Origin of the sequence: Brevundimonas sp. C43, from assembly GCF_030732185.1 — a bacterium.
Lineage (GTDB): Bacteria > Pseudomonadota > Alphaproteobacteria > Caulobacterales > Caulobacteraceae > Brevundimonas > Brevundimonas diminuta_C.
Window position 1 is genome coordinate 3037545 of the sequence record NZ_CP132231.1, and the last position, 26819, is coordinate 3064363.

Genomic DNA, 26819 nt, shown 5'->3' on the forward strand with positions numbered 1-26819 from the left:
ACCATGACCGAAGCCAAAGATCTCCAGCGTGAACTGATCGCCTTCCGCATCGGCAGTCAGGAATTCTGCGTCGACATCATGTCGGTGCGCGAAATCCGCGGCTGGACGCCGGCGACGCCTCTGCCCCGTTCGCCGGGATACATGAAGGGCGTCATCAACCTGCGCGGCACGGTCCTGCCGATCATCGACCTGGGCGCGCGCTTCGGCCTGACGACCTCGGAACCGACGGCGCGCCACGTCATCATGGTGGCCCACATCGGCGGCCGCATGGTCGGCCTGCTGGTCGACGCCGTGTCCGACATCCTGCAGATGAGCGAGGCCTCGGTCCAGCCGACGCCCGACGTCGCCAGCGATCAGGTGAAGACCTTCGTCAAGGGCATCTTCTCGATCGACGGCCGCATGATCAGCCTGATCGAACTGGATTACATCCTGCCGCAAGTCGAGGCCGAAGCCGCATGACCGCCGCCGCCGGCCGGGGATCGATCGTCGAGGGCGAGTTCGTCTTCACCGCCGAGGATTTCCGCCACATCGCCCAGATGCTGCACGCCCACGCGGGCATCGCCCTGAACGAGGGCAAGGCCGCGCTCGTGTATTCGCGCCTGGCCAAGCGCCTGCGCACCCTGGGTCTGACCAGCTTCCGGGACTACTGCGCCCTGGTCGAGGGCGTGGACGGCGTGGACGAGCGTCAGAAGATGACGGCGGCCCTGACCACCAACGTCACCCGCTTCTATCGCGAACCGCACCATTTCGACGACCTGCGCGACCGGGTCATGCCCGAACTGGCGGCGCGCGCCCGCGCCGGCGGCCGGGTCCGTCTGTGGTCGGCGGCCTGCTCGAACGGGCAGGAGCCCTATTCGATGGCCCTGACCGTGCTTCAGGCCCTGCCCGAGGCGGCCGAGCTGGATGTGCGTATCCTGGCCACCGACATCGATCCCAACATGGTCGCCCAAGGCCATGACGGCGTCTATTCCGAAGAGGCGCTGGAGCCCGCGCCCGTCACCCTGTGGCGCAAATATTTCGACCGCGCCGATCGCGGCCAGTGGGTCGCCGGCCAACAGCTGAAGCGCCTGGTCAGCTTTAAGGAGCTGAACCTGATCGGCGACTGGCCCATGAAGGGCAAGTTCGACGTCATCTTCTGCCGCAACGTCGTCATCTACTTCGACGACGCGACCCAGGAGCGGGTTTGGAAGCGGTTCACCCCGCTGATGAACCCCGGCGCGACCCTCTACATCGGTCACTCCGAACGCGTCTCCGGCCCGGCGACCAGCCAGCTTCAGACCGCCGGCCTGACCACCTATCGCCTGGGTGGCGCATGAGCCCCGTCCGCGTCCTCGTCGTCGACGACAGCCTGACCATGCGCGGGCTGATCTCGGCCGCCCTGAAGTCGGATCCTGAGATCGAGGTCGTCGGCACCGCCGCCGATCCCATCGAGGCCCGCGCCGCGATCAAGGCCCTGAACCCCGACGTCATTACCCTGGACGTCGAAATGCCCAACATGAACGGGCTGGAGTTCCTGGAAAAGATCATGCGGCTGCGGCCGATGCCGGTGGTCATGGTCTCGACCCTGACGGCGGCGGGCACGGACGTCACCCTGGCCGCGCTGGAAATCGGCGCCGTGGATGCGGTCGCCAAGCCGGTGGTCGCCAGCGTCGACGCCTTCCACGACCTGATCGGCAAGGTGAAGACGGCCGCCCGTTCGCGCGTTCGCGCGCGCGGCGACACGCCCGCCGCCGCCGAGGCGCCGCGCGCCTATCACGCCGACCCCAATCAGATCCTCGCCATCGGTTCGTCCACCGGCGGGGTGGAGGCGCTGCTGACGGTGCTCAGCGGCTTCCCGCTGGATTGCCCGGCGACCGTCATCACCCAGCATATGCCGGCGACCTTCACCGCCAGCTTCGCCGCCCGTCTGGACCGCGTCTGCGCCCCGACCGTGACCGAGGCGGTGGACGGCGCGCCGCTGAAGCCAGGCCACATCTACTTGGCCCCCGGCGGCGCAACCCATCTTGAGGTCTCGGGCGGCCTGACGCCCCGTTGCCGCCTGATCGCCAGCGATCCCGTCAACGGCCACCGTCCGTCGGTCGATGTGATGTTCGACTCCGTCGCCCGGCTGAAGCGTCCGATGACCGGCGTCATCCTGACCGGCATGGGCCGCGACGGCGCCAAGGGTCTGCTGGCCATGCGCCAGGCCGGCGGCCGCACCCTGGGCCAGGACGAGGCGACCTGCGTCGTCTACGGCATGCCCAAGGCCGCGCACGAAATCGGCGCCGTGGAGCGGCAGTTGCCGCTGCACCGCCTGTCCCCCGCCATTCTTGAACTGTGCGCCGATCCGGCTGCGCGGTCTGTCGCCTAATCGGGAGCGTAACCTATGCCCGCCGCCGCCTCACTTCACTGCCTGGTCGTCGACGATCAGATGACGATGCGCTCGCTGGTCCGCACCAGCCTGCAACAACTCGGCGTGCGCGAAATCCGCGAAGCCGCCGACGGAGAGATCGCCTTGCGCGAGATCGTGTCCAAGCCCGCGCACCTGATCATCTCCGACTACAATATGCCGAACCTGGACGGCCTGGGTCTGCTGCGCGCCGTGCGCGCCCACCCGCCGACCTCCAAGACCGCTTTCATCATGCTGACGGGCCGCGCCGACCGCGAGCTGGTCCAGCGCGCGGTGCAGTTCGGCGTCAACAACTACCTGGTCAAGCCTTTCACCGTCGCCCAGCTGAAGGGCAAGCTGGAAGCCGTCTTCGGTCCCCTGACATGAGCTACGCCGCCCTGAAGGACACGGTCGAAAAGCGCGTTCACGTCGGTCAGGGCGAGCACTTCATCACGTCCGATCCGAATGTCGTGCTCAGCACCATCCTGGGGTCCTGCGTCGCCATGTGCGTGCGCGATCCGCTGGCGGGCGTCGGCGGCATGAACCACTTCCTGCTGCCCGAAGGCTCGGGCGCAGGCACCGACGCGGGACGTCGCTACGGCGCCTATGCGATGGAGCTTCTGATCAACGACATGCTCAAGGCCGGCGCTCGTCGCGACCGGCTGGAGGCCAAGCTGTTCGGTGGCGGCCGTATGTTCGACAGCCTGCGCGACGTGGGCCGCAGCAACGCCGACTTCGCCGAGAAATTCCTGCGCGACGAAGGCATCCCCGTCGTCGGCGGCAGTCTGCGCGGCGACGGTGGACGGCGCCTGCACTACTGGCCCGTCACCGGCCGCGCCATGCAACGCGCCGTCACCGATGTCGTCGCGCCCAAGCCCGTGCCCGTCATGGCCCCGGTCGACACCGGCGCCCTGGAACTGTTCTGAGCATGAGCGCCCCTCCCGAACACGCCGATCTGCTGGCCGCCGTCGCCGACGAGCTGATGCTGGTGCGCGAAGGCATCGACGGGATCGAGGCCCTGGTCAGCGATCTGGTCCGTCGCGCCCCGCCCGAGGAACGCCCCAACGCCCTGACCCAGGCCCAGGCCCTGGACGCCCTGACCCAGCGTCTCGAGGCTCTGTCCGGCGTCCTGCGCATGCTGGGCGGCGGCGCCAGCCCGTCGGAGGCCGTCAGCCGCCTGTCGCTGGCCGACATGGCCGGCCGCCTTCGCCCCGCCGCCGGCGAACATCGCCCGCAATCGACCGCCGACGCCGGCGACCTGATGCTGTTCTGACGCCATGGCCAAGAGCGATCGGGTCAATCTGGCGCACACGACGGTCCTTCTGATCGATGACCAGCCCACGTCGCTGGATATGCTGGGTTCCATCGTCCAGGGGTTCGGCTGCAAGGAGCAGATCAAATGCGCCTCGGCCCAGGCGGCCGTCGAACTGCTGGCGCGCCGCTCGGTCGATCTGATCCTGATCGACTGCATCATGCCGGACATGGACGGCTATGACTTCGTGCGCTGGCTGCGGCGCGACGCCCCCACGCCGACCCGCTATGTGCCCGTCATCATGATCCTGGGTCACGCCTCCCAGGCCAAGGTCCACCAGGGCCGCGACTGCGGCGCCAGCTTCATCGTCGCCAAGCCCCTGTCGCCGTCTCTGCTGCTGAAGCGGATCATCTGGCTGGGCGGCGAGGACCGGGATTTCGTCGAGTCCGAACACTACATCGGCCCCGACCGCCGGGTGCACAACTATGGGCCGCCTCCCGGCACCGATGGTCGTCGCGAAAGCGACCTGACCGGTGATCTGGGCGAGGCGGTCGAGGAAAACATGGATCAGGACGAGATCGACATGCTGATGAAGCCGATGAAGGTCAGCCTGTGACCGAGCCTGTCGCCGCGCCCAAACCCTCCACCGTCCGCCGCGTCCACACCTCGCTCCAGCGTCAGATGGCGCGGCCCGGCGGCCGTCTGATCGTCGAGGCCGAGTCCCGCGCCAACCAGGCGCTGGATGAACAGCGCGACCATGTCTTCACCCTGCTGACGGCCAACGTCGACGCCATCGAGGCCCTGTGCGCGACCCGCCCCCCGGACGCCCCGGCCCAGGTCTACGCCTTCGCCTCCGCCATGGTCGATATGGCCGGCTATCTGGACGTCCCGACCTTCTTCGAGGCCGCCTTCAGCCTGTGCGAGATCGCCGACCGGATGAAGAGCGCCGGCAGCTGGTCCTGGCCTTCGGTCGAGGTTCACGTGCGCGCGCTACGCCTGACCCTGGCCGCCCAGGGCCAGACCAGCGCCGATTCCGACCGCCTTCTGGAGGGTCTGCGCGCCCTGACGGCCCACGTTCCGCCCGTCGGTTAACGGCCGCTCCATTCTCGCGGAACAAGGGCGAAACGAATCAGGACCGAATCGCTTACATCGCCCCTTTCGTCCTTTGTTCACCGCGATATCTTGTAGGTTAAGACCCCTTAACCACAAACGCCCGACGCCGCAGTCGCCCGGCCGCCGCTCGACTTTTTCGCCGCCCCGACTTCCCCCCGCCGCCCCGACCCGCTACGGCGTCGGGTGTGGCCCCGTAGCTCAGCTGCATAGAGCAAGGCTTTCCTAAAGCCGAGGTCGCAGGTTGGAGTCCTGCCGGGGTCGCCATCGCTGTCGCGCCCACTTAAGAGTGGGTACGAAACCACCTAAAGTTGGCCGATACACAGTTTGTTTGTATGCGCCACGGAAACGACCTCCCGATCGAAGCGGCCCCTTTTCGATGACGATATGACTCTCAGGCGTCAGGAACAGACATTCATTCCGGGCCGGAGACCCGTCATTAGGCGACCCACTTGATCGCAAACACACACGCTGATCCAGCTCAGCGCGAAATCGTATTCCCGATATTTTGGCCGCTTCCTCTAATCCCCTTTTAGGAACTCGATGGGGAAGCTGTAGCGTTCCGCGCCGACGTCGATGGTAATCCAGCCGTTTTGGTCCCTGCGACTTGAGGGTGGAGCCAGTGATGCATCAGAAGACGTCGCGCGCCCGTCAGCATCGAACTTGAGAGTGCGCTGATTATCTCCACCAGAAATGATAACATCGGCGGAGCCGTCTAGCCGGCGCAAGACGCCTGCTCGGCAGACTGTCTGCCCTCGTCCATTGAGCCCCGAGCACTGGATTTCTGCGACGGCATTGAATGTCGTCCCAGCCACGCGAGCGTCTTGTTCTGGGGAGAGCTGGGCTGACTCCTCTTTAGCAGAACCATCGGCAGGCCCTAACGGCGTCGAGGGGGCGCCGCATCCCGTCATAGTCAACAAGGCCGCAGCAGCAATGACTGTCTTCTGCATTCGGGATATCCAACAGAGTTGGAAGACATTGGAGGGAAGACGATGACGTGCCCCTGAGAATTTCCTCCACGCGGAGCTAGAGTCCGGCCCTTGAAAGGACGGACGGAATGAAACGAGCGAGATTCACGGAAGAGCAGATCATCGGGATCCTGCGGGAGAACGAGGCCGGCGCCAAAGCGGGCGAGCTGGCGCGCAAGCACGGCGTGTCGGAGGGCACGATCTACGCCTGGAAGGCCAAGTTCGGCGGGATGAGCGTGTCGGACGCCCAGCGCCTCCGGGCCCTGGAAGACGAGAACGGAAAGCTGAAGCGCCTGCTGGCCGACGCCATGCTCGACAAAGCCGCGTTGAACGATCTGCTGTCAAAAAAGTGGTAGGGCCCGCGGCGCTGCGCCAGGCCGTCGCCCATCTGAAGGCGGCGTTCGGCGTCAGCGAGCGACGGGCCTGCTCCATCATCAAGGCGGACCGTAAGTCGGTGCGCTATCGCTCCTGCCGACAGCCGGACACGGCGCTGCGGGAGCGGCTGCGCGCCCTGGCTGTCGAGCGGCGACGGTTCGGCTATCGGCGGCTGTTCGTGCTGCTGCGGCGTGAGGGAGAACCCTCGGGCAAGAACCGGATCTACCGGCTCTATCGCGAGGAAGGCCTGACGGTGCGCAAGCGCCGCTCACGTCGTCGCGCCATGGGCACGCGCGCGCCGATCCTGGTCGAGGCCAGGCCGAACGCCCGCTGGTCGCTGGACTTTGTGCACGACCAGTTCGCCACGGGCCGCCGCTTCCGCATTCTCAACGTGGTCGACGACGTCACCCGCGAGTGCCTGGCGGCGATCCCCGACACCTCGATCTCGGGACGCCGCGTCGCGCGAGAGCTGACAGCGCTGATCGCTCGGCGGGGCCGTCCCGCCATGATCGTCAGCGACAACGGCACGGAGTTCACGTCCACCGCCATCCTGGCCTGGGCGCAGGATCATGGCGTCGACTGGCACTACATCGCGCCGGGCAAGCCGACCCAGAACGGGTTTGTGGAATCCTTCAACGGCCGGATGCGCGACGAACTGCTCAACGAGAGCCTGTTCTTCAGCCTGGATCACGCCCGCCAGAAGGTCGCCGCCTGGGCGCTGGACTACAACACCCGCCGGCCGCACTCGTCGATCGGCTACCTCACCCCGGAGGCTTTTGCCGCCAGTCTGACCGCAACAGGCCGACCCGCTGCGCAGGATGAAAGCTGCGCGGCCCGGCCTGTTGCTCACCCCACGCTGCGAGGCGTAACTAACCCAAGGACTCTGGTCGCCGCTGGATGAAAACTCAGGGGCACGTCAATAGCTCCAACACTGGACTGCAAGAGATTCATACTCGACCCTACGCGGCAAGTTTCGACTTTGAGTTGAGACTATTGGCGCAGCGGTTCAGCGGCAATGTCGTCGATGGAGAGCACCAAGCATGTGGCTAACGACGGTTGCCCTTCTAATCCTGACACAAGCGACGCCTCCTCCTATCGAGCAGACGACAGCCGATTGCATCAATCCGGTTTACGCCACCGATCATTACATCTGCGCCGACGCCGCGCTTTCCGGCCAAGAGCGAGAGATCGCCGATCTTTGGCGTGCGGCGAAAGCGGACTTTCCCCAGAGCCCCTGGTTCGAAACTCAGACCGCGTGGTTCAAGCGACGAGCCATGTGCGCTTTTCAAACAGACCAAGGTGCTTGCGTACGAGGGGCGAATGAAGAACGGCGGAGCGTTCTCACAGCCTTACCGATTCCGGACGTCTCATCACTACGGCCGGCGACCTGCACAAGTGAGGGCAGGCGCGCTAGCTCTAACCTTGTGGTGGGACGTGACAGCGTCACTGCTTATGAAGATGGTGCTCCCATCTGGTCAGCATTTCCACGGTCGCCGGCGTGGACCCCGTTCGTCACCTTTAGTCGGGGCCGCTCCATACAGTTGCGACGCATGGACGGAGCCAAGATGATGTGCAGAACGGCGCGATGAAATTTAGCTGACGGGCTTCTTGGGCGCCGAAACGAGGATAACGCCCTCATATTCCCCCACGACGCGGCCAGCCGCTCTTACGCGCGGATCATCCATTGCGTTACGCGGACAACCAAGAAGATCAGCGCTGTCATCCAGAAGTTCCGACGTTGCGAACGTCTCCCCCAGCAATCTGCAGGGTCCGCCTTGGTAGGGATATCCACCCTCCATCACCTGGAGGCCGGCGGGAAAGACAAACGTCTCAGCCGTCGTTGAAGCAGGGGAAGACGCGCAGGCGCCCAAGGCCGTAACCACAAATCCGGTCATGAAAAGTTGGCGCATAAACATCCTCACTCAGGCACTGCTGCCGCACGTCGGGCGACCTTTACCATACACACTCACAGTTGATGCGCTACTGCGCTGGTTCGATGAACAGGGCCCGGTCGAAACAGAGGACGGACCGGGCCATCGGGATGCGGCTTAGCGCCAGGAGCGGACATCATGCCCAGTCCGGAAAGAGGACATTGACCCGAAGAGCCGACTGTCCAACGCTAAGGCTATGCTTATTGCTCGGGCCCTGACCTCAACGCCAGATGCCTCGGGCCGATTTCTCTATCATTGAGAGCGGAATATGGATCTCCAGAGCTTCATCGGCGAGATCGCCACCGAAACCCCAATAGCGCGACGGTGATTGTCTATCGCGGTCACGCCAATCAGACCCACCTTCTGAAGCCTGCGATTTTCCGAAACTTGGCGCAGATTGAGAACGAGCATCTTCTTCTGCGTGATCTGGTCGCCATGCATCCTGCCCAGTTCGAGGCCGATAGTAGCGCGTTGGAAATGTTGGTCCGGATGCAGCATTACGCTCTGCCAACGCGTTTGTTGGACGCATCTTGGAACCCGCTAGTGGCGCTCTACTTCGCCTGCCAACCCAAGAAAATCCGGGTTAGCAAACCGGGCAGCAAGGTCCGCGTCACGAAGCTAGTGCAGTGCGTCCTAGACTGTCCGGGACAAGATCGCCGTCTCGCTCAGATTCTCTGTCAGGTATTTTGCGGCGCGTTCGATCTCGGGGAACATCGTACGTTCGTTGATCGAAACCCGTTTCAACTGATTCAAGATGCCGCCCTTGTCCTTCGCAGGTATCGATATCCGCTCGATCTGGACGCCGGGAAATCCTTTCGGGGGCAAAGCTTCTTCCAAGCCGAAGGCGAAGAAACAGCCTTCCTGCGCCAATATGCGGCGATTGCTCAGCTTGGGTTTGACCAAGAAAATTTGGGATAGATGTGAGGGCACGATGTCAGGCGCGAACGCTGGCTCCTCCATACTAATGAAATGGAGAAGGCGTTTGACCGGACGGTGAGCATTGAACCACTCTATACCTGCGTCGCTGTCATTGCAGTTTGGGTCGTCCAATAGCGCCTTGATCTGCGCTTTCAGCTCAGTGTCGCAGCGAGCCAGATTTGTCAGACAGCTGACGGTGTCGCTATCGAAATAACGAACCAAGTTTTTGTCGACGATGAGCCGAACGACCTCGCCGTCGGCCTCCTTAGCCCACCGTAGCTCGAGCGCATGCTTCTTTTCGGTCAATGTTTATGCGTGCAAGCGCATAATGTGGCTCATTCCCGGAGCGCTTAAGGTAGATTGTAGCGACGCCCAGCGCCGATACGCCTGTTTGAAATCGTGAAACTCCGACAGCGCTTGATTATCCAGTTCGTTGAGCTCGCGCACCGCGTCTGAGCGGGCCGTCAAGAGCGCGGACACCGTGCTAGGCCGGCCGAGCCGCGACTGAATGATGTGCGACCAGATTGTGCGCTTGGAAAATCCGGCACTTCCAAGGATGGACTGCAGGGACTTGTCACGGTGAGAGATGGAGGTTGTGTCTCGCAGCAGGCGAACCGCTTCAATCTCTCGCGACGGCCAGTTCGATACCGCGTTGCAGGCCGAGACGAACTTAGCAGCTTGTCGGCTGAGCGCTGCGATCTCTTTCAAGGTCGTGCTGGCCGCTAGGCGCCTCTGGAGCCCAAACCATGGTTCGAACTCCTCAGCGCAGCGCTCGATGAGTGATTGATCTTCACACGCTGGAAGCTTTTCCGGAGATGAAGTCGGCGAGAAGCCGGGTTGTAGTTTTTCCCAGAGCGCAAAGCCGGCACCCAACATCGTAGAGGAGGGGAGGACCTCAAAGCCGCACGACTTCATCATTCCGTACATGCTTGATGCCGCTCCTAGTCGTCGGAAGGCTTACTCGACGTCAATCTGATACGCGCTCCAACGTTCAGGATCGATTAGGCGTTCGCTGACCTCAAATCCGTGGCGATAGAATATCGCATATCCGATCTTTTGATTGCCGTTTCGGGCCTCCACTTCGATGCGGTCTCTGCGAATCTTCGTCGCGGGAGGTACGTGGCGGGAGCACTCTCTCCAGCCACGCAGAGAAATCTGGATTGACCCTGTCCGTGTTTTGAAGCGGGCAAACGCAAACCGTGTGCCGGTCTGCTCCTTCATAAGTGCGGTGCGCACCTCGGGTTCCGCCGCTCGCGCCGGATCGAGATGGCCCTTGCTGAGGCTGTAGGGACGACGCCGGACAGACTCTGGCCGGCACGTTACAGGCTGCAAAAGGAGGGCGATTTGATCGTGACCTAAACCCCTCTTCCTCCACGACCGGAAAAGGCAAAGCCCCAGGCGTTGGCGCGCCCAGGGCTTAGTCCGAGAGATCACTCGGTGTCTGATGTGACCCCGCAACTCTCTCCCCACGCAGCACGCATGTCAACCGCCCAAGCGCTTTGGGCGGCCGCGAGCGCGCGTCGGTTTTCCGTCTCAACGGCAAACCTACCGAGAGATTTGAAACCATGAATAACTCAGTTGCAGTGTCGGCAACGCCGACATCCGCCCACTACCAGCGCGGGCAAATGCCCAGCTTAGATGCCGCTATTCGCGGCGCGCTTGTGAAGCCGAAGCCAGGACCGAACGGAACTGCTCTGCTGGCTGCTGGTCGATTGGTGATGACCGAAGACGGCCGGCCCATTCGCTCGATCGTGACCGGGCGCCGACGCATCGTCACAGGAAGTTACGCCAGTCGAAAGGCGGGACGAGCGCAAATGTTCGAAAGCATGAATGAGCACGCTCACTTCATGCATTGCGAGGTCGATCCTTGGATTGTGGACTACCGAGCCCAGCCGTTTCGATTTGAAATGGTCCTGGACGGAAGCAAACGGATCTACATCGCCGACTGCGTGAGGCTTACGGCGGCCGGGATCATTGAGGTGGTCGAAGTTAAGGGCGATCCCCGTTTTCTGCGTGATCCGGACTACGTCGCAAAGTTGGGGCGTGTGCGGCAGCTGTGCGAGCTGGTCGGGTGGTCTTTCGTCACGCTTACGCGCCAGCAGATCATCGAGCCCCAGGCGCACGGTGAAGTTCAATCACGCCTTGGAGCTTATCTTGGATGACAGGCTTGGTAATCAGTCGCGCGATGGAGCGGCGCTGCCTTTGCTTGAGCTCCGGTGCCATAGTTTCGATTTTGCGCGCTAGATCGGCCTTCGCCTGAAGGCGTTCCATCTCAGAGCTGAACGCCAGGCCCCGCAGCTTGGTCCACTCTCTCAGGCGCTGATGGTGCCAGAGGGATATGCCGCAAGCATACCGCTCGTCGGTGCACGGCAGCGTGACGTAACGATTTCGGCGACTATTCCAGACATGGATCTCCGCAAGATTTGCGGGATTGAACTTCACCTTCACCTTGGCTGTCGCCGAGCCCGTCCTTCGCTGCGCTTTGACGGGTTCGCCAGCGATCAGGTCATGCAACAGCGCCCCGACCTTCGCTTGATCGTGAAACTGCAACCCTAGCATTCGGACCCCGGAGCGGCTGAGTTCACACCCCTTGCGAACCGCGCCTAGCATCTTGTCGAGCTCCGTCACGTCGCCAATGACCGCGACGCCGTGCGCCCGCGCGTCGCGCTGCCAGACTAGCCCGGGCGGCTGTTCTAGACCTCGATGAAGGTCGAGATGGTACAGTCCGACCGCTTCCCAGATGAGCTCGTCGAGCTCCTCAATCGTAAGCACGGCTTCTTTGTAGGGATCATAGCCAAGCTCTCTCAGCAGCTCAGGCTTCAGGGTCGCACCAGGAAGTTTCCGGTTTAGGCGGGTGTTCAGCGTACCGAAGAAGCGCTCGACGATGGCCTTGAAGGTGGGAGACGCGATCGGCGCCCATCGGACCGATGTCCCCAAATCCGCCATGGCGTCTTCAAAGGAGACGCCCGAAAACTCCCATCCGTTATCGACGACGATCTCATCGAAACGACCGTGTATGCCGACGAATTGTTCGTAGCGAGAGTGCCCCAGGAGCCTAACTTTGGGCTGGTTCGCCCTCTTGACGCACTCCATTGCCGAATAGATCGAGGGCGGCTCATACCCCAGAACGAAGCCCACCACGCAGCGGCTCTTCACATCTGCAAGCGCGGTGAGCCACGGGCGTCCAAGCGGCAGCATCGCGTCAGCGTCTATAACGGCCACGCCATCCAGAAATGTGTGGTCTATGCAACCCAGCCGAAGAATACGAGCCGCCTCCAGGCCTCGCCCCGTGGGCTTGAACCGAGCAGCCGCTTTCTTCTCTCCGAACTTGGCAGCGTAGGTGTCGTAACACTCCAAGGTCTTCAACCGCCGCCGGAATAGCTCCTTGGCTGGCAGCTTCAACTCAGCCCCGCCAGAGGCATATCGGCAGGCGCGCGCATTCAAATATTCTATGAGACAGGCCATCATCGCGTAGGCGTCAGACTGGGACCAACCCCGACGCGACCAATAACGAAGAGCAAAGCGATCCATGAGGCGATGGATCTCCGGCCTCAGACGCCGCCGACGTGGCACCCTTCCGGTCATCGACACCATGTGCTTCAGGCGACGGTCGCCGGGCTCACCCCGCTCAGACATCCACCGTGCAACCGAGCTTGGCGACGGCTTTCGACCGAACCGTGCAGCGTCGTCCGGACTGTTCAGCCAAAGCTCGCGAAGCGCTTTAGTTATTCCAGCTCTGGTCGTGGGCGACGCGCAGGCGGCGTCGAACCCACGGAGGACAAACAGGCGCAGCCTCGCGCGCTTGGGTGCCTGGCGCCGGCACGCCGACTTCAGCGTCTCCAACACGAAGCGTTCCTGGGCCCCGGGGAGGGCGTGGAACAGGGTCAGATGGGCCGGGATGAAGTTGCGGTGGCGGGGAAAGTGCGCCTGGCGCAAGCCGTCGAACCAGTCGAAGGCGCCGTCGTCCAGGGCTGCGGTGATGATGAGCGGCGCCGGGTCTGCCACGATCAAGCCTCCCGCCGGGCCAGACCGCGCCGCCAGGCTTGGGCGGCCGCGCGATGCAGCGTCGCATGGCGACGCGCCAGACGATCAATATCGTGGTCATATCCACCGCCGATGACGCCGACGAGCGGCGCGACCGCCAGACAGGCTTCAAGCACATAGGCGTCGCGCTCAGCCAATCCCTCGTCGCTGAGCGACAGCCGCCCAAGCCGGTCGCTTTCGTGCGGATCGACGCCGGCGATGTAGAAGACGAGATCCGGCGCAACGCGTTGAAGCAGGTCAGGCAGAACCTCTTTGAGCCGGGCGACATAGGCTGTATCGCCGGTTCCGTCGGGCAGGTCGATGTCCAGATCGCTGGGCCCCCTGCGCACCGGAAAGTTCTTTTCGCCATGCATGGAAAAGGTGAAGACGCGGGGCTCGTGCTCGAAGATGAAGGCGGTTCCATCGCCCTGATGGACGTCCAGATCGACCACCAGGACCTGTCCGACTTCGCCACTGTCGATCAGGGCTCGCGCGGCCACGCCGATGTCGTTGAAGACGCAGAAGCCTGCGCCGCCCATGGGGCCGGCGTGATGGCTGCCGCCGGCCGTGTTGCAGGCGAGCCCATGGCGAAGGGCGAGACGGGCCGCCGTCAGCGTGCCGCCGACGGCGGCCTGCGTGCGCTCGACGACGCTTTGCGTGATGGGCAGGCCGATGACCCGTTCGACTTTCGGCGGAACGCAGGCGTCCAGCACCTGGCGCACATAGTCGGGATCATGCACGGCGGCGAGCAGCGAGTAATCCGCAGGTTCGGGCTCCCAGAGCCCCTCCGGTCCGATCAGCCCTTCCTCTCTCAGCGCCTCGACCAGGCGCGCATACTTCTGCATCGGAAAGCGATGACCCGATGGCAGTTCGGCGCTGTAGGCCGGGTGATAGACGATCGGGGGGAGGGGGCCTGGATTAGACATGGGTTCCGCAGACAACGCGCCGGCCATTATGAGGCTGCATCTGAAAGGACAGCCTAACCCTTTCGCCGAAGGCCTCAGTCCGCCAATCGGTATCCGACGCCCGGTTCGGTCACGAGAAGAACGGGCTGGGCCGGGTCGGCCTCGAGCTTGTGCCTGAGCTGGCCGACGACGACGCGCAGATATTGAACGTCGTCGGCGTGGCCGGCGCCCCAGATGGTCTTGAGCAGGTCGGCGTGACCCAGGACCTTACCGGCGTTGCGGGCGAGGTAGGCCAGGACATCGTATTCCTTGGGGCGCAGCTTCACCCGCTCGCCGGCGCGGGTGACGATGCGGCGGTCCAGATCAATGATGACATCGCCGGCCGTGACCACGCCGCCCGCGACAGGGGTCAGCGCGCCCTGACGCAGACCCGCGCGGATGCGCGCCAGCAGTTCGCCGACGCCGAACGGCTTTTCGACATAGTCGTTGGCGCCCAGGTCCAGGGCCGTGATCTTCTCGGCCTCGCGGTCGCGAGCGGACAGAACGATGATCGGCCCCTGATAGAAGTCGCGCGCGCGCGTCAGAACGTCCTTGCCGTCCATGTCGGGCAGGCCGAGGTCCAGAACCACGGCGTCGGGGCTCCACAGGGCGATGGCGCGCAGGCCCTCCTGACCGCTGTCGGCGCGGCGGGGTTCATAGCCGGCGGCGTCCAGGGCGGGCGCCAGGAAGCGGTGGATTTGGGGCTCGTCGTCGATGACCAGAACCTGGGGGCGAACGGCGGACATCACAGCAGATCCGGGTGTGTGGCGATGGACTTGGGCAGGCTGATCAGGATGCGGGTGCCGCGTTTCCCGTCGGCGTCGTCCTGGATCGGGCTGGCGGCGGCGATGCGGCCGCGCATGGCCTCGACGAACCCCTTGGCGATGGCCAGGCCCAGGCCGGCGCCCTTGGCCCGATCGGTGGATTCTTCCATGCGGCGGAACTTGTCGAACACCCGTTCCAGCTCGGCGGTCGGGATGCCGCGTCCCTCATCTTCGATAGAGATGACGACCGCGCCGCGATCCTCATAGGCGGCCAGTTCGATGGTCCTGCCGTCGGGACTGTAGGCGATGGCGTTTTCCAGGATGTTGACCACCGCCTGTTCCAGCAGGCCCGGATCGGCCTCAACCATGCTGAGTTGGGCCGGAAAATCGCGCGTGACCTTGCGCCGGCCCAGGCGGCGCGACACCCGGTCGGCGGCGGCGTTCAGGATGTCGCGCACATCGGTCCAGTCGGTGCGCACGTTCAGGCCGCCGCCTTCCAGCCGCGTCATGTCCAGGAGGTCGCCGACATAGCGCGACAGGCGTTCGGCCTCTTCGCGGATGCTGAGCAGCAGGTCGTCGCGGACCTCGGGCTTCAGGGTCGCGCCATAGTCGATCAGGGTCGTCGCCGAGCCCAGGACGGTGGACAGGGGCGTGCGCAGGTCGTGACTGACCGAGTTCATCAAGGCCGCCCGGAAGCGGTCGGCGCGGCGCAGGGTCTCGGTCTCCAGCGCCTGACCGGCCAGATCCGCGCGCTCCAGCGCCACGGCACCCTGGTCCAGCAGGGCCATGGCCAGGCGTTCCTCGTCCGAACCCGCCGCCACGGCCGAGGCGTCGACGCCCGCCACCCCGGCCCGGCCGCGCACGCCTTGCAGCGGCTGAAACCGCCAGTGGGTTTGCGGCAAGGTGCCCGTGCCGTGGCCCGTCACCTCGCCGTGGGTCCAGGCCCAGCGGGCGGCGGCCATGGCGTCGGGGGCCAGGATTACGCCCTCGGGACTGGCAGCGGTCAGCACGATGTCGTCGCCGTCGGGCAGCAGGACGACGGCGCCCGCGCCGGCGGCGGCCGAGGCCTGTTCCGCCAGGCTGCGGGCCGTGGTCGCACGATCCTGGCCGGCCGACAGGGTCTGGCTGGCGGCCAGCAGGGCCGAGACGGCGGCGGCGCGCCGCTGGGCCGCTCTGGCCTGTTCGCGCACCCGTCCCGCCAGGGCGCCCGTGCCCAGGGCCACGCCCCAGAACAGGAGCAGCGTCAAAAAGTCGGTCGGCGAACCGATCAGGAAGCTGTAGCGCGGCTGAAGGAACAGGAAGTTGTAGGTCAGAAAGGCCAGGGTCGCCGCCGCCAGTGCGGGTCTGAGGCCGTTCAGCACCCCCGCCGCCACCACCGCCGCCAGATAGATGACGCCGAGGTCGACCCGCTCGAACCGGGTATCGAGCAACAGGGCCGCCCCCGTCGCCGCCAGGACGAACCCCGCCCCGGCCGGATAACCGCGCCAGTCCAGCGCCGCCCGGACGCCCGACTTGGAAGCCGGTTCGGGCGCGGCCAGATCGCCCTCGGTCACGACGTGGACCGCGACGCCCTGCGCCTTGCGCAACAGTTCGGTCGCCAGGGCCCGGCCGGTCCATTCGGCGAACCGCCCGCCGCGCGTCTTGCCGATGACGATCTGGGTGACGTTGTTGCGATGGGCGTGATCCAGAACGGCTCGCACCACGTCGTCGCCGCTGATCGTCACGGGCCGTCCGCCCAGTTGCTCGGCCAGTTTGAAGGCTTCGGACAGTCGGCCGGCCGAGCGGGCGTCGGCGCGCGATCCGCTGGGCCGCTCGACATGGGCCACCGACCAGGGGGCGTCCATCATCATGTCCGACATCCGACGACCGGTCCGCACCAGGGAAGCGGTCATGGCGTCGCCGCCGACCAGGACCAGGATCCGTTCGTTCGCCGCCCACGGCCCCGACACGCCCCGCTCGCGCAGGTGGGTCAGAAGCTGGTCATCCACCGTCTGGGCCGCCCGCCGCAGGGCCAGTTCGCGCAGCGCCGTCAGGTTCTCGATCTTGAAGAAGTTCTCGGAGGCCACCCGCGCCGTCTCGGGCACATAGACCTTGCCCTCGGCCAGACGCGCCCGCAGGTCTTCGGGCGTGATGTCGATGACCTCGATGTCGTCGGCGCCGGTGAGGGCGCTGTCGGGCACCGCCTCGCGCTGGCGCACGCCGGTGATGCGCAGGATGACGTCGGACAGACTTTCCAGATGCTGGATGTTCAACGTGGTCCAGACGTCGATACCGGCGTCGCGCAGTTCCTCCACATCCTGCCAGCGCTTGGGATGGCGCGAGCCCGGCGCGTTGGAATGGGCGTATTCGTCGACCAGCAGCAGTTCGGGTCGCCGCGCCAGGGCGCCGTCGAGGTCGAACTCCATCAGGGCGCGGTCGCGGTGTTCGATGGGCGCGCGCGGCATGACGTCCAGCCCGCGCAGCAGGCTCATCGTCTCCTTGCGGCCGTGGGTCTCGACCACGCCGACGACGACGTCCAGCCCCTCGGCCTTTCGACGGCGTGCGGCGCGCAGCATCTCATAGGTCTTGCCCACGCCGGGCGACATGCCCAGAAACACCTTCAGCCGCCCGCGCTTGCGGCGCGGAACGGCTGAAGTCGCGGGCGTTTCGGGCACCGTTTCGGGCAATCAGCCCTCCGCCCCGAAGCGGGCGTCCAGCGCGCGATTGGTCAGCAGGACATTGACGTGCGGCTGGCCGATGAAGCCCAGGAAGGCCCCCTCGATGTGCGCGTCGATGATGCTCTGGACCTGTTGCACGGGAACGCCTCTGGCGCGGGCGATCCGCGCGGCCTGAAGCCGAGCGTAGGCCGGAGACACGTCCGGGTCGAGGCCCGAACCCGAGGCCGTCACCGCATCGGCCGGGATGACGCCAGGGCCGTCCTCGGCGCGGATCGTCTGCGCGCTTTCGGCGACGCGCGCGATCAGGTCCGGGTTCAGCGGCCCCATGTTGGAGCCTGAAGAGGCGGCGGCGTCATAGCCGTCGCCTGCCGCCGATGGGCGAGGATGCAGATAGGGGGCGCCGACGAAGGGCTGGCCGATCAGGGACGAGCCGACGACCCGTCCGCCGGCGTCGCGCACCAGGCTGCCGTTGGCCTGGTCCGGGAAGGCGACCTGGGCGATCCCGGTGACGGCCAGCGGATAGGCCAGCCCCAGCAGCAGGGTGAACAGGGCCATCATGACGAGGGCCGGGCGAAGTTGGTTGACCATGGTCGTCGCCTCAGAAGGTCGCCTTCAGCGTGGCTACGGCGCGCGCGCCGTAGATGTCGCCGAAGTCGTGTTGGTCGGTGTCGTGATAGCGCAGGTCCACCGCCAGAGTGTCGGTCAGCTGGTAGGCCGCGCCCAGGTTCCAGGTGGTGTAGTCCAGGTCCGACGACACCCACTGATGCCCGACGGCGCCCGAGACAGTCCATTTGTCGGCCGGGCTGACCGCGCCGTTGACCTCGGCATAGGTCGCCTCGTCCTCGGCTGCGCCGAAGAAGTCGGGCGAATAATAGACGGCGGCGCCCAGGGTCGCGGGGCCAAAGGCGCGCGAGGCGGCGGCTTTCAGCTCGACATAGTCATAGTCCGCGCCGTCGGGCTGACCGGCGTAGAGATAGCCGATCACGCCGAAGTCCAGCGCATAGCCGGCGACCTCCGGCCGATAGCCGGCATAAAGATCGACCTCGGCGTCCGTGTCGTCGCCGAAATCGACGTTGGAGGCCCAGCCGCCGGCGTAGAAGCCGTTCCTGGTCAGATCGACGCCGGCCGAGATGGCGGGGTTTTCTTGGGTCTGGCTGACGCCGCGGAAGACGTAGTCGGAGGTGACGGCGACGTTCGCCGACACGTCCTGGGCCTTGGCTTCGCTGCATAGGCCGAGACCAGCGAGGCCGACGATACAGGCGGCGGCGAACCAGGCGTCGTTGCGGCCCGAGGCCCTGGAGAAGGATTTACGCATTGGATTTCTCTATTCGAACAGGATGGATGGCCATGGGATTGGAGCGGGTGCGCGGATCGGTCTGCTGCAGCGTCGCCACGCCCCACATCACGGCGATGACCAGCACCGCCACGACGAGCTGCAGGATGCGAGAGACCTCCCGACGCATCACGCCAGACCCAGGCCGGAGATGAGCAGGTCGATCAGCTTGATGCCGACGAACGGGGCGATCAGGCCGCCCAGGCCGTAGATCAGCAGGTTGCGACCCAGAAGCGCGCCGGCGCCGATGGCCCGGTATTTGACGCCCTTCAGCGCCAGCGGGATCAGGGCGACGATGACCAGGGCGTTGAAGATCACCGCCGACAGGATGGCGCTCTCGGGGCTGTGCAGACGCATGACGTTCAGCGCGCCGAGCGACGGCAGGGCCACCACGAACATCGCCGGGATGATGGCGAAATACTTGGCCACGTCGTTGGCGACCGAGAAGGTCGTCAGGGCGCCGCGCGTGATCAGCAGTTGCTTGCCGACCTCGACGATCTCGATGACCTTGGTCGGGTCGCTGTCCAGATCGACCATGTTGCCGGCCTCGCGCGCGGCCTGGGCGCCGGTCTGCATGGCCACGCCGACATCGGCCTGAGCGAGCGCAGGGGCGTCGTTGGCGCCGTCGCCGCACATGGCGACCAGACGACCCTTGGCCTGTTCGGCCTTGATCAGGCGCATCTTGTCCTCGGGCGTGGCCTCGGCGAGGTAGTCGTCCACCCCGGCTTCCGAAGCGATGGCCGCGGCCGTCACCGGATTGTCGCCGGTGATCATGACGGTGCGCAGGCCCATCCGGCGCAGGTCGGCGAAGCGCGCCTTCACGCCCGGCTTGACCACGTCCTTCAAGTGGATGACGCCGACCAGCACGCCGTTCTGGGTCACGGCCAGGGGTGTGCCGCCCGAACGGGCGATCCGGTCCACGGCCTGGCGGAACTCGGCCGGAGCCGCGCCGTCGGTCAGGTTCAGATCCTTCAGCACGGCATCGACCGCACCCTTGCGCCAGCTGTCCTTGCCGACGTCCAGGCCCGACTGGCGGGTGACGGCGGTGAAGGGAATGGCGACGGCCCCGGCGGGCTGATCGACCGAGACCCCGGCGTTGCGGCCCAGCTCGACGATGGAGCGGCCCTCCGGCGTCTCGTCGGCGAGCGACGCCATGACGGCGGCGGCCAAGGCGGCCTCGGGGCGCACGCCGGGAACCGGGATGACCTCGGTCGCCATGCGGTTGCCAAAGGTGATGGTGCCGGTCTTGTCGAGCAGCAGGGTGTCGACGTCGCCTGCCGCCTCCACCGCACGGCCCGAGGTGGCCAGCACGTTCACCTTCAGCAACCGGTCCATGCCGGCGATGCCGACGGCGGACAGCAGGCCCCCGATCGTGGTCGGGATCAGGGTGATGAACAGGGCGCCCAGCACCATCGGATCCAGATCGACGCCGGAATAGGCGCCCAGGCCCACCAGGGTCACGACCGCGATCAGGAAGATCAGGGTCAGGCCGGCCAGCAGAACGGCCAGGGCCAGCTCGTTCGGCGTCTTCCTGCGATCCGCGCCCTCGACCATGGCGATCATGCGATCGAGAAAGGTCGAACCAGGCTTGGCGGTGATGCGCACCTTGATCCAGTCCGAGACGACGGTCGTGCCGCCGGTGACAGCCGATCGGTCGCCGCCGCTTTCGCGGATCACCGGGGCGCTCTCGCCGGTGATGGCGGCCTCGTTGACCGAGGCGACGCCCTCGACGATCTCGCCGTCCGAGGCGATCACATCGCCGGCCTCGACCAGGATGATCGACCCGACTTCAAGCTCCGAGGCGTTGGTCGGGACCACGCTGCCGGTCTTCGGATCGACGATCAGCTTGGCCTTGGTCGTGACGCGGGTGGCGCGCAAGGAATCGGCCGCCGCCTTGCCCCGCCCTTCGGCGATGCTTTCGGCGATATTGGCGAACAGGACCGTGGCCCACAGCCACAGCGCCAGCTGCACCGCAAAGCCCGCCGACTGACCGCCCGCGATGGCCGCCGCCGCCGAGAGCGTGGACAGCAGCGCCACGATCCAGGTGGTGAAAATGACTGGGTTGTTGATCAGCTTGACGGGGTTCAGCTTGACGAAGGCGTCGCCGACGGCGCGTCCGATCATCTGTCCCGAGAGGCCGCCAGCAAGAGGCGACGCACGGCCGCCCTCGCGCGGATCCAGAGTTACTTGTGTCATGTCAGGATGTCCGAAGGATCAGGCGCCGGCGACCGCCGCGAGCACCTGGAAGTGCTCGACGATCGGTCCCAGGGCGAGGGCGGGCAGGAACTGCAGGCCGCCGAGGATGAGGATCACGCCGATCAGCAGGCCGATGAACAGGCCATTGTCGGTCGGCAGCGTGCCGGGGCTGGGCGCCAGCTTGGGCTTGACCACCAGACTGCCGGCGATGGCCAGGACGGCGACGGCCGGAATGAACCGCCCGAACAGCATCCCCAGACCCAGGGTCGTGTTCCACCAGGGGGCATTGGCGGTCAGACCCGCAAAGGCCGAGCCGTTGTTCGCCGCCGCCGAGGTGTAGGCGTACAGGATCTCCGACAGACCGTGCGGTCCCTTGTTCAGCAGGCCCGCCAGCGCCGTCGGGAAGACGGCCGACACGGCGGTGAAGCCCAGGATCGCCAGCGGCAGGATCAGCACCGCGATCATGGCGAACTGGATCTCGCGCGCCTCGATCTTCTTGCCCAGATATTCGGGCGTGCGCCCGACCATCAGGCCGGCGACGAAGACCGACAGCAGGGCCATGACGACCATGATGGCGATGCCCGAACCGACGCCGCCGGGCAGGATCTCGCCCAGCTGCATCAGGAATATCTGCAAGCCGCCGCCCAAGGGCATGAAGCTGGCGTGCATCGAGTTGACCGAGCCGTTCGAGGCGCCGGTCGTGACCACCGACCAGACGGTCGAGGCGGGCGCGCCGAAGCGGACCTCCTTGCCTTCCATATTGACCGAAGCGTCGACCTGGGCCGCGACCAGGGCCGGGGCCGGCTGGGTCTCGATCACATACATGGCCGCGCTGGCGGCGCTCAACAGGATCAGGGCGGCCGCCACCAGGGCGCGGATGTCGCGTCCCGCCATGGCGGTACGGCCGAAGGCGAAGAAGGCCGCCCAGCCCATGACGTTGATCGCCACCGCGGTCAGCAGATTGGTGATGGCGTTCGGGTTCTCGAACGGATGGGCGCCGTTGACGTTGAAGACGCCGCCGCCGTTGATGCCCAGCTGTTTGATCGCCACCTGGCTGGCCGCCGGGAACAGCGGCAAGGTCTGAGATCCGCCCTCGACGCCGGTCGCCGTCACATGGGCCGCCAGGCTCTGGACGATGCCCAGACCCGACAGGGCCACGGCCAGGATCAGGGCGGCGGGCAGCAGGACGTACAGGGTCGTGCGTGTCAGATCGGCCCAGAAGTTGCCGACGCCCTCGCCGCGATTGGCGACGAAGGCGCGCGCCAGGGCCGCTGCGATTGTCGCGCCCGTCGCCGCCGAGACGAAGTTCTGCACCGTCAGCCCGACCATTTGGGTGAAGGTCGACAGGGTCGCCTCCCCACCATAGCTCTGCCAGTTGGTGTTGGTCACGAAGCTGACGGCGGTGTTGAAGGCCAGATGCGGCGACACGCCGGCGAACCCTTGCGGGTTCAACGGCAGAACGCCCTGCAGACGCAGGATCGCATACAGCAGGACAAAGCCCGCCAGGTTGAAGGCCAACAGGGCGCCGGCGTATCCCAGCCAGCCCTGGCTGCGTTTCGGATCGACGCCGGCGGCGCCGTAGAAGACCGCCTCCACCGGCTTCAGCACCGGATCCAGCCAGGTCCGCTCGCCATTCCAGACGCGCGACATATAAACGCCGATGGGCCAGCCGAGCATTACGGCCAGCCCAAGGGTCAGGGCGATCTCGCCCCATCCTTGCATGTTCATGAAATCCGTCCCGGTTCCTCAGAACCGCTCGGGCCGCAGCAGCGCCGCGACCATGTAAACGGCGACGACCAGCGCCCCCGCCCCCCAGAGCATGGCGATCATCGTCATACCCGTTTCAACGCTGTCGCCAGCAAGGCGAAGACGGCGAACGCCCCCGCACCCACCGTCAGAAAAATCACATCGGCCAATCCGGCCTCCTCGCTCAAGTTCGAGCGGGAACAGACCACCGGGCGGCATAATGGCGCGATGCGAGTCCGGGCCGCCGACCTAAAGGATTCATAAAACCAGAGAAGCTGGGTCGGTCGCAGCGCGGGCGACGTGTGAAGGGCCGGCGGGCGGACGTTCTAATGCAAGGACGCGCTTGAGGATGCGCCGCGCAGGCCCCGGCCATGCGGCTTCAGATCAAATGAGAAAAGCGCGGCCTTGCGGCCGCGCTTCCAACTGTCTTTGTCGAGATGATCAGCCGCGACGGTTGTCGTAATCGCGGCGTTCGTAGCGGATCTGGGCCGAGAGGCGGTCGAAGCGACGGTCCAGGTCCTGGCGTTCCCAGGCGGTCAGGCCGCCGCGGCGGTAGTTGGCCTCCAGGCGCAGCAGGCTGTTGAACTCTCCGCGCAGACGGGTGGCTTCGCGGCGGCTCAGTTGGCCGTTGCGGACGCCCTGATCGATGCGGCGATCCAGGTTGGCCTGGCGGGCGTTGATCGACTGCCACGAGCCATAGCTGGCGTGATGGGGCGGGGCCGGGCGGTGGTAGGACTGGGCGAAGGACGGCGCGGCCACCGAGGCGGCGGCCAGGGCGATGGCGGGGACGATGAGCTTGCGCATGGCGATCTCCTCAAATGTTCTGCCGGTCGGGGTGACCAGCGATGAGGCGATTTGAGCACCCGGCGACTGAGCCGGTTCTGAACAGGATCGATCAGGTTCGGTTCATCTGGATGAAAAAGACGTCACACCGCCGTCTTCTGATTAGGCCTCTGGTTTGGAGCAGCGTTCGCTTTAAACTATACGACGTATTCAGCGCCCGTTCAGATGATCGGGACTAGATCGGTCGCCATGTTTCGTAAACCCGCCCCTCTCCTGATCGCCCCTCCGGCCTTGGCTCTGGCTCTCGGTCTGGCCTTTGCGCCCGTCATGACCACGTTGGCGCACGCCCAGTCGCGCGACCAGGATCAGCGCTCGCAGGACCGTGGTCCGCGCGTCAGTCCCGACGAGGCCCGTCGTCGTGGCGGCGAGGCCGGCGGCGGTCGCCCGATCGACACCCAACCGCGCCGCGACGGCAACTATTCCGTCCTGGTCGAACGCGACGGTCGCGTGCGCGAGGTCGTGGTCGACGGCCAGACCGGACAGGCGCGTCCCGACAACAACAATCAACGTCGCAGGCCGAACTGATGCGCGTGCTTCTGGTCGAGGACGACGCGGATCTGTCGCGTCAGCTTAAGGCAGCGTTGGGCGACGCGGGCTATGCCGTGGACCATGCGCCGGACGGCGAGGAAGCCCATTATCTGGGCGAGAACGAACCTTATGACGTCATCGTCCTGGATCTGGGCCTGCCCAAGATCGACGGCGTGTCGGTGCTGGAGCGCTGGCGGCGTGAGGGCAAGACGACGCCGGTCCTGATCCTGACAGCGCGCGGCGCCTGGTCGGACAAGGTGGCGGGCTTCGACGCCAGCGCCGACGACTATCTGACCAAGCCCTTCCATACCGAAGAGCTGCTGGCGCGTCTGCGGGCGCTGCTGCGCCGTTCGGCGGGCATCGCCTCTGCGACCCTGTCGTGCGGCGGCTTGCGGCTGGATCCGCGCGCGGCGCGGGCCAGCGTCAATGGCGAGCCGCTGCGCCTGACCTCGCTGGAATACCGGCTGCTGCACTACATGATGATGCATCAGGGCCGGGTCATCAGCCGCACCGAGCTGGTCGAACACCTTTACGATCAGGACTTCGACCGCGATTCCAACACCATCGAGGTGTTCATCGGCCGGGTGCGCAAGAAGGTCGGATCGGACCGGATCGAGACCGTGCGGGGCCTCGGCTATCGGCTGACGCCGCTGGCGGGCGAATCCGACCCGGCGTGACCGAGGCGACGGCTTCGAAACCCAACGCCGACGCGCTCCACGACTGGGGTCGCTGGTTCGGTCGCCCCGGTCGCTCCCTGACGCGCCGGCTGATCTGGCTGGCCTCGGCCTGGATCCTTGTCGCTCTGGTCATTTCCGCGCTTGTGCTGACCCAGGCGTTTCAGGAATCCGCCCTGCGGCGCCTGGGCGCCATGCTGAACGAGACGATCGACGAGATCGTGGTCGGCGCCAGTCGCACGCCGCAAGGCGAGGCCATTCCGCAGATCCAGGACGCCAGAACTCTGCGTCTGCTGTCGGGCAAATACTGGCAGATCATGGAGGTTCGCCCTAATGGTCAGTTGGTCAGCCTGGCGCGTTCGACCTCGCTGTGGCGTTATGACCTGGCCCTTCCCGCCGACCTGCCCGCGCGTCTGGATGCGGCCTTCGGCGACGTCATCACCTTCAACACCACCGGCCCGAAGGACGACGCCGAGACCCGCGAGCCGCTGCGCGTCGCCGCCAGCATGAAGTCCATTCCCCGGCACGAACATCCGGTCATCTTCATCGCCGCGCTGGATCGTTCCGACGTCGACGCCGACACGCGCCAGTTCGCGCGCGTGACCTGGATCGCCTTCCTGATCCTGGGGCTGGGACTCGTATCGGCGGTCTTTATCCAGGTTCGCATCGGCCTGCGCCCCCTTTTCGACCTGCGCAACGAGATCGCGGACGTGCGCAAGGGCAAGTCCGCCCGGATCGGTCGCTCCTATCCGCAGGAAATCCAGCCGCTGGCCGAGCAGGTCAATCGCCTGCTGGATCACAATCAGGAGGTCGTGGATCGCCAGCGCACCCACGTCGGCAATCTGGCCCATGCGCTGAAGACGCCGATCTCGGTCATGCTGGCCGAGGCGGGGACGAGCGAGGGCGATCTGCCCGAACTGGTGCGGCGCCAGACCAAGATCATGCAGGGCCAAGTCGATCACCACCTACGCCGCGCCCGCGCCGCCGCCCGCGCCGCCCACGGTCTGGGCGAGACGACGCCCGTCGCCGAGGTGCTGGACGAGCTGGCGGTGATGATCGAACAGGTGTTCCGCGACAAGAATGTCGAGATCGACTGGCGTGCGCCCGACAGCCTGTCCTTTTTGGGTGAGCGTCAGGATTTGCAGGAAATCCTGGGCAATCTGATCGAGAACGCCGCCAAATTCTCGAAACGTCGGGTGCGCGTTTCGGCGGGCGGCAGCGGTCTGGGGCAGATGATACTGGTGGTCGAGGACGACGGGGCGGGGCTGCCGGCCGACCAGCGCGACACGGTCATGCAGCGCGGCGCGCGGCTGGACGAGAGCGCGCCGGGGTCGGGGCTGGGCCTGTCGATCGTGGACGACCTGACGCGCGCCTATGGCGGGCTGCTGATGCTGTCGGACAGCGACATGGGCGGGCTGAAGGCGGTGCTCGAACTGCCAGCCGCCCAGGTCGACTAGGGCTGCAGGCGATCGCCCTGGCGGTAGCATTCGCACGCCGCCCGCTCCAAGGCCGCCCGATCCAGCACCGTGATGCGACCGCGAGAGTAGGCGATGGCGCCCGCCTTCTGAAGCCCCTGCGCCGCCTCGTTCACCGTCGTGCGCTGCGAGCCCAGCATGGAGGCCAGATACTCCTGCGTCAGGTTCAGGGTGTCGCCCTCGACCCGATCGTGGCAGCGCAGCAGCCATTTGGCGAACCGCTGCCCGGCGTGATGCAGGGCGTTGCAGGCGGCCGACTGCTCCAACTCGCCCTGAAGTCGCGCCATGTAGTCGGCGACGGCGTCGCGCACGCCCGGCCGTTGGGCCGACAGGGCGCGGAACCTGGCGGCGTCCACCCGGCGTGCCGTCCCGGCGACCTGAGCCACGCTGCGGGTATGGGCATGGTGCGGCACGACTGAGGCGACGACGCCCAGCACGCCCTCGCGCCCGATCATGACGGTCTCGACGGTCCGGCCGTCCTCCAGCACCGCGACCGACGAGCAGAAGCCGCTGTCGATGAAATGCAGATGTTCGATGGGGTCGTCAGGCTCGCTGAACACATGGCCGGGCGCGAATTCCACCGGCGTGGCTATGGCGAGGAGTGCGTCGCGATCGTCGGGGTTCATTCCCTGGATCAAGCGGTTGCCGGACGAAAGGCGGTTCATGAGTTCGCGCATAAGGCGATCTGAGCGTGGCGTCTGTCGAATCTCGACA

30 protein-coding genes, 1 tRNA gene and 1 pseudogene are annotated in these 26819 nt (G+C 65.8%); 17 read left to right on the forward strand and 15 right to left on the reverse strand.

The features are described from left to right. The first annotated feature begins 3 nt into the window (after window positions 1-3). The 9 genes from Q9R14_RS15180 to Q9R14_RS15220 all read left to right on the forward strand — a co-directional run bounded on the left by Q9R14_RS15180 (window position 4) and on the right by Q9R14_RS15220 (window position 4997). Window positions 4-459 (forward strand): chemotaxis protein CheW, encoded by a 456-nt coding sequence (locus Q9R14_RS15180; RefSeq protein ID WP_039246217.1) that lies wholly within the window; start codon window positions 4-6, stop codon window positions 457-459. Continuing rightward, entirely contained in the window at window positions 456-1316 is an 861-nt protein-coding gene (locus Q9R14_RS15185; RefSeq protein ID WP_306002920.1) for a protein-glutamate O-methyltransferase, read from the forward strand. The genes Q9R14_RS15180 and Q9R14_RS15185 overlap by 4 nt, the downstream gene beginning before the upstream one ends. Then, window positions 1313-2350, forward strand: a complete 1038-nt coding sequence (locus Q9R14_RS15190) for a chemotaxis response regulator protein-glutamate methylesterase (RefSeq protein WP_306002921.1) — start codon at window positions 1313-1315, stop codon at window positions 2348-2350. Before Q9R14_RS15185 ends, Q9R14_RS15190 begins: the two co-directional genes overlap by 4 nt. A gap of 15 nt (window positions 2351-2365) precedes the next feature. Beyond that, window positions 2366-2755: a response regulator gene (locus tag Q9R14_RS15195; protein WP_039246211.1), complete on the forward strand. Its 390-nt coding sequence runs from the start codon at window positions 2366-2368 to the stop codon at window positions 2753-2755. Next, the gene (locus tag Q9R14_RS15200) at window positions 2752-3294 is read left to right on the forward strand and encodes a chemotaxis protein CheD (RefSeq protein WP_306002922.1); all 543 of its coding nucleotides are present in this window, start codon (window positions 2752-2754) and stop codon (window positions 3292-3294) included. Before Q9R14_RS15195 ends, Q9R14_RS15200 begins: the two co-directional genes overlap by 4 nt. A 2-nt stretch (window positions 3295-3296) precedes the next feature. After that, window positions 3297-3641, forward strand: coding sequence for a hypothetical protein (locus tag Q9R14_RS15205; protein ID WP_039246206.1), 345 nt, complete (start codon window positions 3297-3299; stop codon window positions 3639-3641). A 4-nt stretch (window positions 3642-3645) separates the two neighbouring features. Further along, a complete protein-coding gene (locus Q9R14_RS15210; RefSeq protein ID WP_045811566.1) occupies window positions 3646-4236 on the forward strand; it encodes a response regulator in 591 nt (196 codons plus the stop codon). Further along, on the forward strand, window positions 4233-4712 hold the full coding sequence (locus Q9R14_RS15215) for a hypothetical protein (protein ID WP_306002923.1): 480 nt from the start codon (window positions 4233-4235) through the stop codon (window positions 4710-4712). Before Q9R14_RS15210 ends, Q9R14_RS15215 begins: the two co-directional genes overlap by 4 nt. Window positions 4713-4920: 208 nt before the next feature. After that, window positions 4921-4997 (forward strand) — tRNA-Arg (locus tag Q9R14_RS15220). 254 nt (window positions 4998-5251) lie between these two features. Here Q9R14_RS15220 and Q9R14_RS15225 read toward each other — a convergent pair. Then, window positions 5252-5680, reverse strand: a complete 429-nt coding sequence (locus Q9R14_RS15225) for a hypothetical protein (RefSeq protein ID WP_306002924.1) — start codon at window positions 5678-5680, stop codon at window positions 5252-5254. A gap of 107 nt (window positions 5681-5787) precedes the next feature. Between Q9R14_RS15225 and Q9R14_RS15230 the strand changes: the two genes are divergently transcribed. After that, a complete protein-coding gene (locus tag Q9R14_RS15230) occupies window positions 5788-6054 on the forward strand; it encodes an IS3 family transposase (RefSeq protein ID WP_003170335.1) in 267 nt (88 codons plus the stop codon). Further along, a pseudogene (locus tag Q9R14_RS15235) lies at window positions 6039-6974 on the forward strand (IS3 family transposase); the annotation flags it as partial. The gene Q9R14_RS15230 and the pseudogene Q9R14_RS15235, both read left to right, overlap by 16 nt. A 1282-nt stretch (window positions 6975-8256) precedes the next feature. Here the strand turns inward: Q9R14_RS15235 and Q9R14_RS15240 are convergent. Beyond that, a complete protein-coding gene (locus Q9R14_RS15240) occupies window positions 8257-8502 on the reverse strand; it encodes a hypothetical protein (protein WP_306002925.1) in 246 nt (81 codons plus the stop codon). On the opposite strand from Q9R14_RS15240, the gene Q9R14_RS16410 reads away from it, so the two are divergent. Then, window positions 8392-8922: an FRG domain-containing protein gene (locus Q9R14_RS16410; protein WP_371929795.1), complete on the forward strand. Its 531-nt coding sequence runs from the start codon at window positions 8392-8394 to the stop codon at window positions 8920-8922. The two genes, Q9R14_RS15240 and Q9R14_RS16410, sit on opposite strands and share 111 nt — an antisense overlap. A gap of 309 nt (window positions 8923-9231) precedes the next feature. Here the strand turns inward: Q9R14_RS16410 and Q9R14_RS15250 are convergent, their stop codons facing one another. Next, complete coding sequence (locus tag Q9R14_RS15250; RefSeq protein ID WP_306002927.1) at window positions 9232-9849, reverse strand: hypothetical protein; 618 nt, start codon at window positions 9847-9849, stop codon at window positions 9232-9234. Between the two features lie 282 nt (window positions 9850-10131). Between Q9R14_RS15250 and Q9R14_RS16415 the strand changes: the two genes are divergently transcribed. Continuing rightward, window positions 10132-10281: a helix-turn-helix domain-containing protein gene (locus Q9R14_RS16415; RefSeq protein WP_371929796.1), complete on the forward strand. Its 150-nt coding sequence runs from the start codon at window positions 10132-10134 to the stop codon at window positions 10279-10281. 206 nt (window positions 10282-10487) lie between these two features. Next, window positions 10488-11084 (forward strand): hypothetical protein, encoded by a 597-nt coding sequence (locus Q9R14_RS15255; RefSeq protein ID WP_306002928.1) that lies wholly within the window; start codon window positions 10488-10490, stop codon window positions 11082-11084. Here the strand turns inward: Q9R14_RS15255 and Q9R14_RS15260 are convergent. The 11 genes from Q9R14_RS15260 to Q9R14_RS15310 form a co-directional block, all read right to left on the reverse strand. Further along, a complete protein-coding gene (locus Q9R14_RS15260) occupies window positions 11026-12933 on the reverse strand; it encodes a hypothetical protein (protein WP_306002929.1) in 1908 nt (635 codons plus the stop codon). The two genes, Q9R14_RS15255 and Q9R14_RS15260, sit on opposite strands and share 59 nt — an antisense overlap. Then, complete coding sequence (locus tag Q9R14_RS15265; protein WP_306002930.1) at window positions 12930-13871, reverse strand: histone deacetylase; 942 nt, start codon at window positions 13869-13871, stop codon at window positions 12930-12932. Before Q9R14_RS15265 ends, Q9R14_RS15260 begins: the two co-directional genes overlap by 4 nt. A gap of 74 nt (window positions 13872-13945) precedes the next feature. After that, a complete protein-coding gene (locus Q9R14_RS15270; RefSeq protein WP_306002931.1) occupies window positions 13946-14635 on the reverse strand; it encodes a response regulator transcription factor in 690 nt (229 codons plus the stop codon). After that, a complete protein-coding gene (locus Q9R14_RS15275) occupies window positions 14635-17319 on the reverse strand; it encodes a DUF4118 domain-containing protein (protein ID WP_371929733.1) in 2685 nt (894 codons plus the stop codon). The genes Q9R14_RS15270 and Q9R14_RS15275 overlap by 1 nt, the downstream gene beginning before the upstream one ends. Further along, the gene (gene kdpC / locus Q9R14_RS15280; protein ID WP_306002932.1) at window positions 17320-17898 is read right to left on the reverse strand and encodes a K(+)-transporting ATPase subunit C; all 579 of its coding nucleotides are present in this window, start codon (window positions 17896-17898) and stop codon (window positions 17320-17322) included. Between the two features lie 10 nt (window positions 17899-17908). Next, the gene (locus tag Q9R14_RS15285; RefSeq protein WP_306002933.1) at window positions 17909-18625 is read right to left on the reverse strand and encodes a TorF family putative porin; all 717 of its coding nucleotides are present in this window, start codon (window positions 18623-18625) and stop codon (window positions 17909-17911) included. Continuing rightward, window positions 18618-18773, reverse strand: a complete 156-nt coding sequence (locus Q9R14_RS15290) for a hypothetical protein (protein WP_153923133.1) — start codon at window positions 18771-18773, stop codon at window positions 18618-18620. Before Q9R14_RS15290 ends, Q9R14_RS15285 begins: the two co-directional genes overlap by 8 nt. After that, entirely contained in the window at window positions 18773-20839 is a 2067-nt protein-coding gene (gene kdpB, locus Q9R14_RS15295) for a potassium-transporting ATPase subunit KdpB (protein WP_306002934.1), read from the reverse strand. The genes Q9R14_RS15290 and kdpB overlap by 1 nt, the downstream gene beginning before the upstream one ends. A gap of 18 nt (window positions 20840-20857) precedes the next feature. Beyond that, on the reverse strand, window positions 20858-22567 hold the full coding sequence (gene kdpA / locus Q9R14_RS15300) for a potassium-transporting ATPase subunit KdpA (protein ID WP_306002935.1): 1710 nt from the start codon (window positions 22565-22567) through the stop codon (window positions 20858-20860). 18 nt (window positions 22568-22585) lie between these two features. Further along, complete coding sequence (locus Q9R14_RS15305) at window positions 22586-22675, reverse strand: potassium-transporting ATPase subunit F (RefSeq protein ID WP_105625212.1); 90 nt, start codon at window positions 22673-22675, stop codon at window positions 22586-22588. Between the two features lie 351 nt (window positions 22676-23026). Continuing rightward, on the reverse strand, window positions 23027-23389 hold the full coding sequence (locus Q9R14_RS15310) for a hypothetical protein (protein WP_039244144.1): 363 nt from the start codon (window positions 23387-23389) through the stop codon (window positions 23027-23029). Between the two features lie 228 nt (window positions 23390-23617). Between Q9R14_RS15310 and Q9R14_RS15315 the strand changes: the two genes are divergently transcribed. Genes Q9R14_RS15315 through Q9R14_RS15325 form a run of 3 tightly spaced genes read left to right on the forward strand, consistent with a single transcriptional unit; the run spans window position 23618 to window position 26087 of the window. Then, window positions 23618-23953 carry a hypothetical protein gene (locus Q9R14_RS15315; RefSeq protein WP_306002936.1) on the forward strand — a complete coding sequence of 112 codons (336 nt, stop codon included), beginning with the start codon at window positions 23618-23620 and terminating at the stop codon, window positions 23951-23953. Further along, window positions 23953-24633, forward strand: a complete 681-nt coding sequence (locus tag Q9R14_RS15320; RefSeq protein WP_306002937.1) for a response regulator transcription factor — start codon at window positions 23953-23955, stop codon at window positions 24631-24633. The genes Q9R14_RS15315 and Q9R14_RS15320 overlap by 1 nt, the downstream gene beginning before the upstream one ends. Continuing rightward, the gene (locus tag Q9R14_RS15325) at window positions 24630-26087 is read left to right on the forward strand and encodes a sensor histidine kinase (RefSeq protein ID WP_306002938.1); all 1458 of its coding nucleotides are present in this window, start codon (window positions 24630-24632) and stop codon (window positions 26085-26087) included. Before Q9R14_RS15320 ends, Q9R14_RS15325 begins: the two co-directional genes overlap by 4 nt. On the opposite strand, the gene Q9R14_RS15330 is transcribed toward Q9R14_RS15325, so the two are convergent. Further along, entirely contained in the window at window positions 26084-26770 is a 687-nt protein-coding gene (locus Q9R14_RS15330) for a Crp/Fnr family transcriptional regulator (protein ID WP_306002939.1), read from the reverse strand. The genes Q9R14_RS15325 and Q9R14_RS15330 overlap by 4 nt on opposite strands. Window positions 26771-26819: the final 49 nt, after the last annotated feature.

Coding starts and splice junctions, on each gene's coding strand:
- Q9R14_RS15180 (WP_039246217.1), top strand. CDS start 4: ATGACCGAAGCCAAAGATCTCCAGCGTGAACTGATCGCCTTCCGCATC.
- Q9R14_RS15185 (WP_306002920.1), top strand. CDS start 456: ATGACCGCCGCCGCCGGCCGGGGATCGATCGTCGAGGGCGAGTTCGTC.
- Q9R14_RS15190 (WP_306002921.1), top strand. CDS start 1,313: ATGAGCCCCGTCCGCGTCCTCGTCGTCGACGACAGCCTGACCATGCGC.
- Q9R14_RS15195 (WP_039246211.1), top strand. CDS start 2,366: ATGCCCGCCGCCGCCTCACTTCACTGCCTGGTCGTCGACGATCAGATG.
- Q9R14_RS15200 (WP_306002922.1), top strand. CDS start 2,752: ATGAGCTACGCCGCCCTGAAGGACACGGTCGAAAAGCGCGTTCACGTC.
- Q9R14_RS15205 (WP_039246206.1), top strand. CDS start 3,297: ATGAGCGCCCCTCCCGAACACGCCGATCTGCTGGCCGCCGTCGCCGAC.
- Q9R14_RS15210 (WP_045811566.1), top strand. CDS start 3,646: ATGGCCAAGAGCGATCGGGTCAATCTGGCGCACACGACGGTCCTTCTG.
- Q9R14_RS15225 (WP_306002924.1), bottom strand. CDS start 5,680: ATGCAGAAGACAGTCATTGCTGCTGCGGCCTTGTTGACTATGACGGGA.
- Q9R14_RS15230 (WP_003170335.1), top strand. CDS start 5,788: ATGAAACGAGCGAGATTCACGGAAGAGCAGATCATCGGGATCCTGCGG.
- Q9R14_RS15240 (WP_306002925.1), bottom strand. CDS start 8,502: ATGCTGCATCCGGACCAACATTTCCAACGCGCTACTATCGGCCTCGAA.
- Q9R14_RS15250 (WP_306002927.1), bottom strand. CDS start 9,849: ATGTACGGAATGATGAAGTCGTGCGGCTTTGAGGTCCTCCCCTCCTCT.
- Q9R14_RS15255 (WP_306002928.1), top strand. CDS start 10,488: ATGAATAACTCAGTTGCAGTGTCGGCAACGCCGACATCCGCCCACTAC.
- Q9R14_RS15265 (WP_306002930.1), bottom strand. CDS start 13,871: ATGTCTAATCCAGGCCCCCTCCCCCCGATCGTCTATCACCCGGCCTAC.
- Q9R14_RS15270 (WP_306002931.1), bottom strand. CDS start 14,635: ATGTCCGCCGTTCGCCCCCAGGTTCTGGTCATCGACGACGAGCCCCAA.
- kdpC (WP_306002932.1), bottom strand. CDS start 17,898: ATGGTCAACCAACTTCGCCCGGCCCTCGTCATGATGGCCCTGTTCACC.
- Q9R14_RS15285 (WP_306002933.1), bottom strand. CDS start 18,625: ATGCGTAAATCCTTCTCCAGGGCCTCGGGCCGCAACGACGCCTGGTTC.
- Q9R14_RS15290 (WP_153923133.1), bottom strand. CDS start 18,773: ATGCGTCGGGAGGTCTCTCGCATCCTGCAGCTCGTCGTGGCGGTGCTG.
- kdpB (WP_306002934.1), bottom strand. CDS start 20,839: ATGACACAAGTAACTCTGGATCCGCGCGAGGGCGGCCGTGCGTCGCCT.
- kdpA (WP_306002935.1), bottom strand. CDS start 22,567: ATGAACATGCAAGGATGGGGCGAGATCGCCCTGACCCTTGGGCTGGCC.
- Q9R14_RS15305 (WP_105625212.1), bottom strand. CDS start 22,675: ATGACGATGATCGCCATGCTCTGGGGGGCGGGGGCGCTGGTCGTCGCC.
- Q9R14_RS15310 (WP_039244144.1), bottom strand. CDS start 23,389: ATGCGCAAGCTCATCGTCCCCGCCATCGCCCTGGCCGCCGCCTCGGTG.
- Q9R14_RS15315 (WP_306002936.1), top strand. CDS start 23,618: ATGTTTCGTAAACCCGCCCCTCTCCTGATCGCCCCTCCGGCCTTGGCT.
- Q9R14_RS15320 (WP_306002937.1), top strand. CDS start 23,953: ATGCGCGTGCTTCTGGTCGAGGACGACGCGGATCTGTCGCGTCAGCTT.
- Q9R14_RS15330 (WP_306002939.1), bottom strand. CDS start 26,770: ATGAACCGCCTTTCGTCCGGCAACCGCTTGATCCAGGGAATGAACCCC.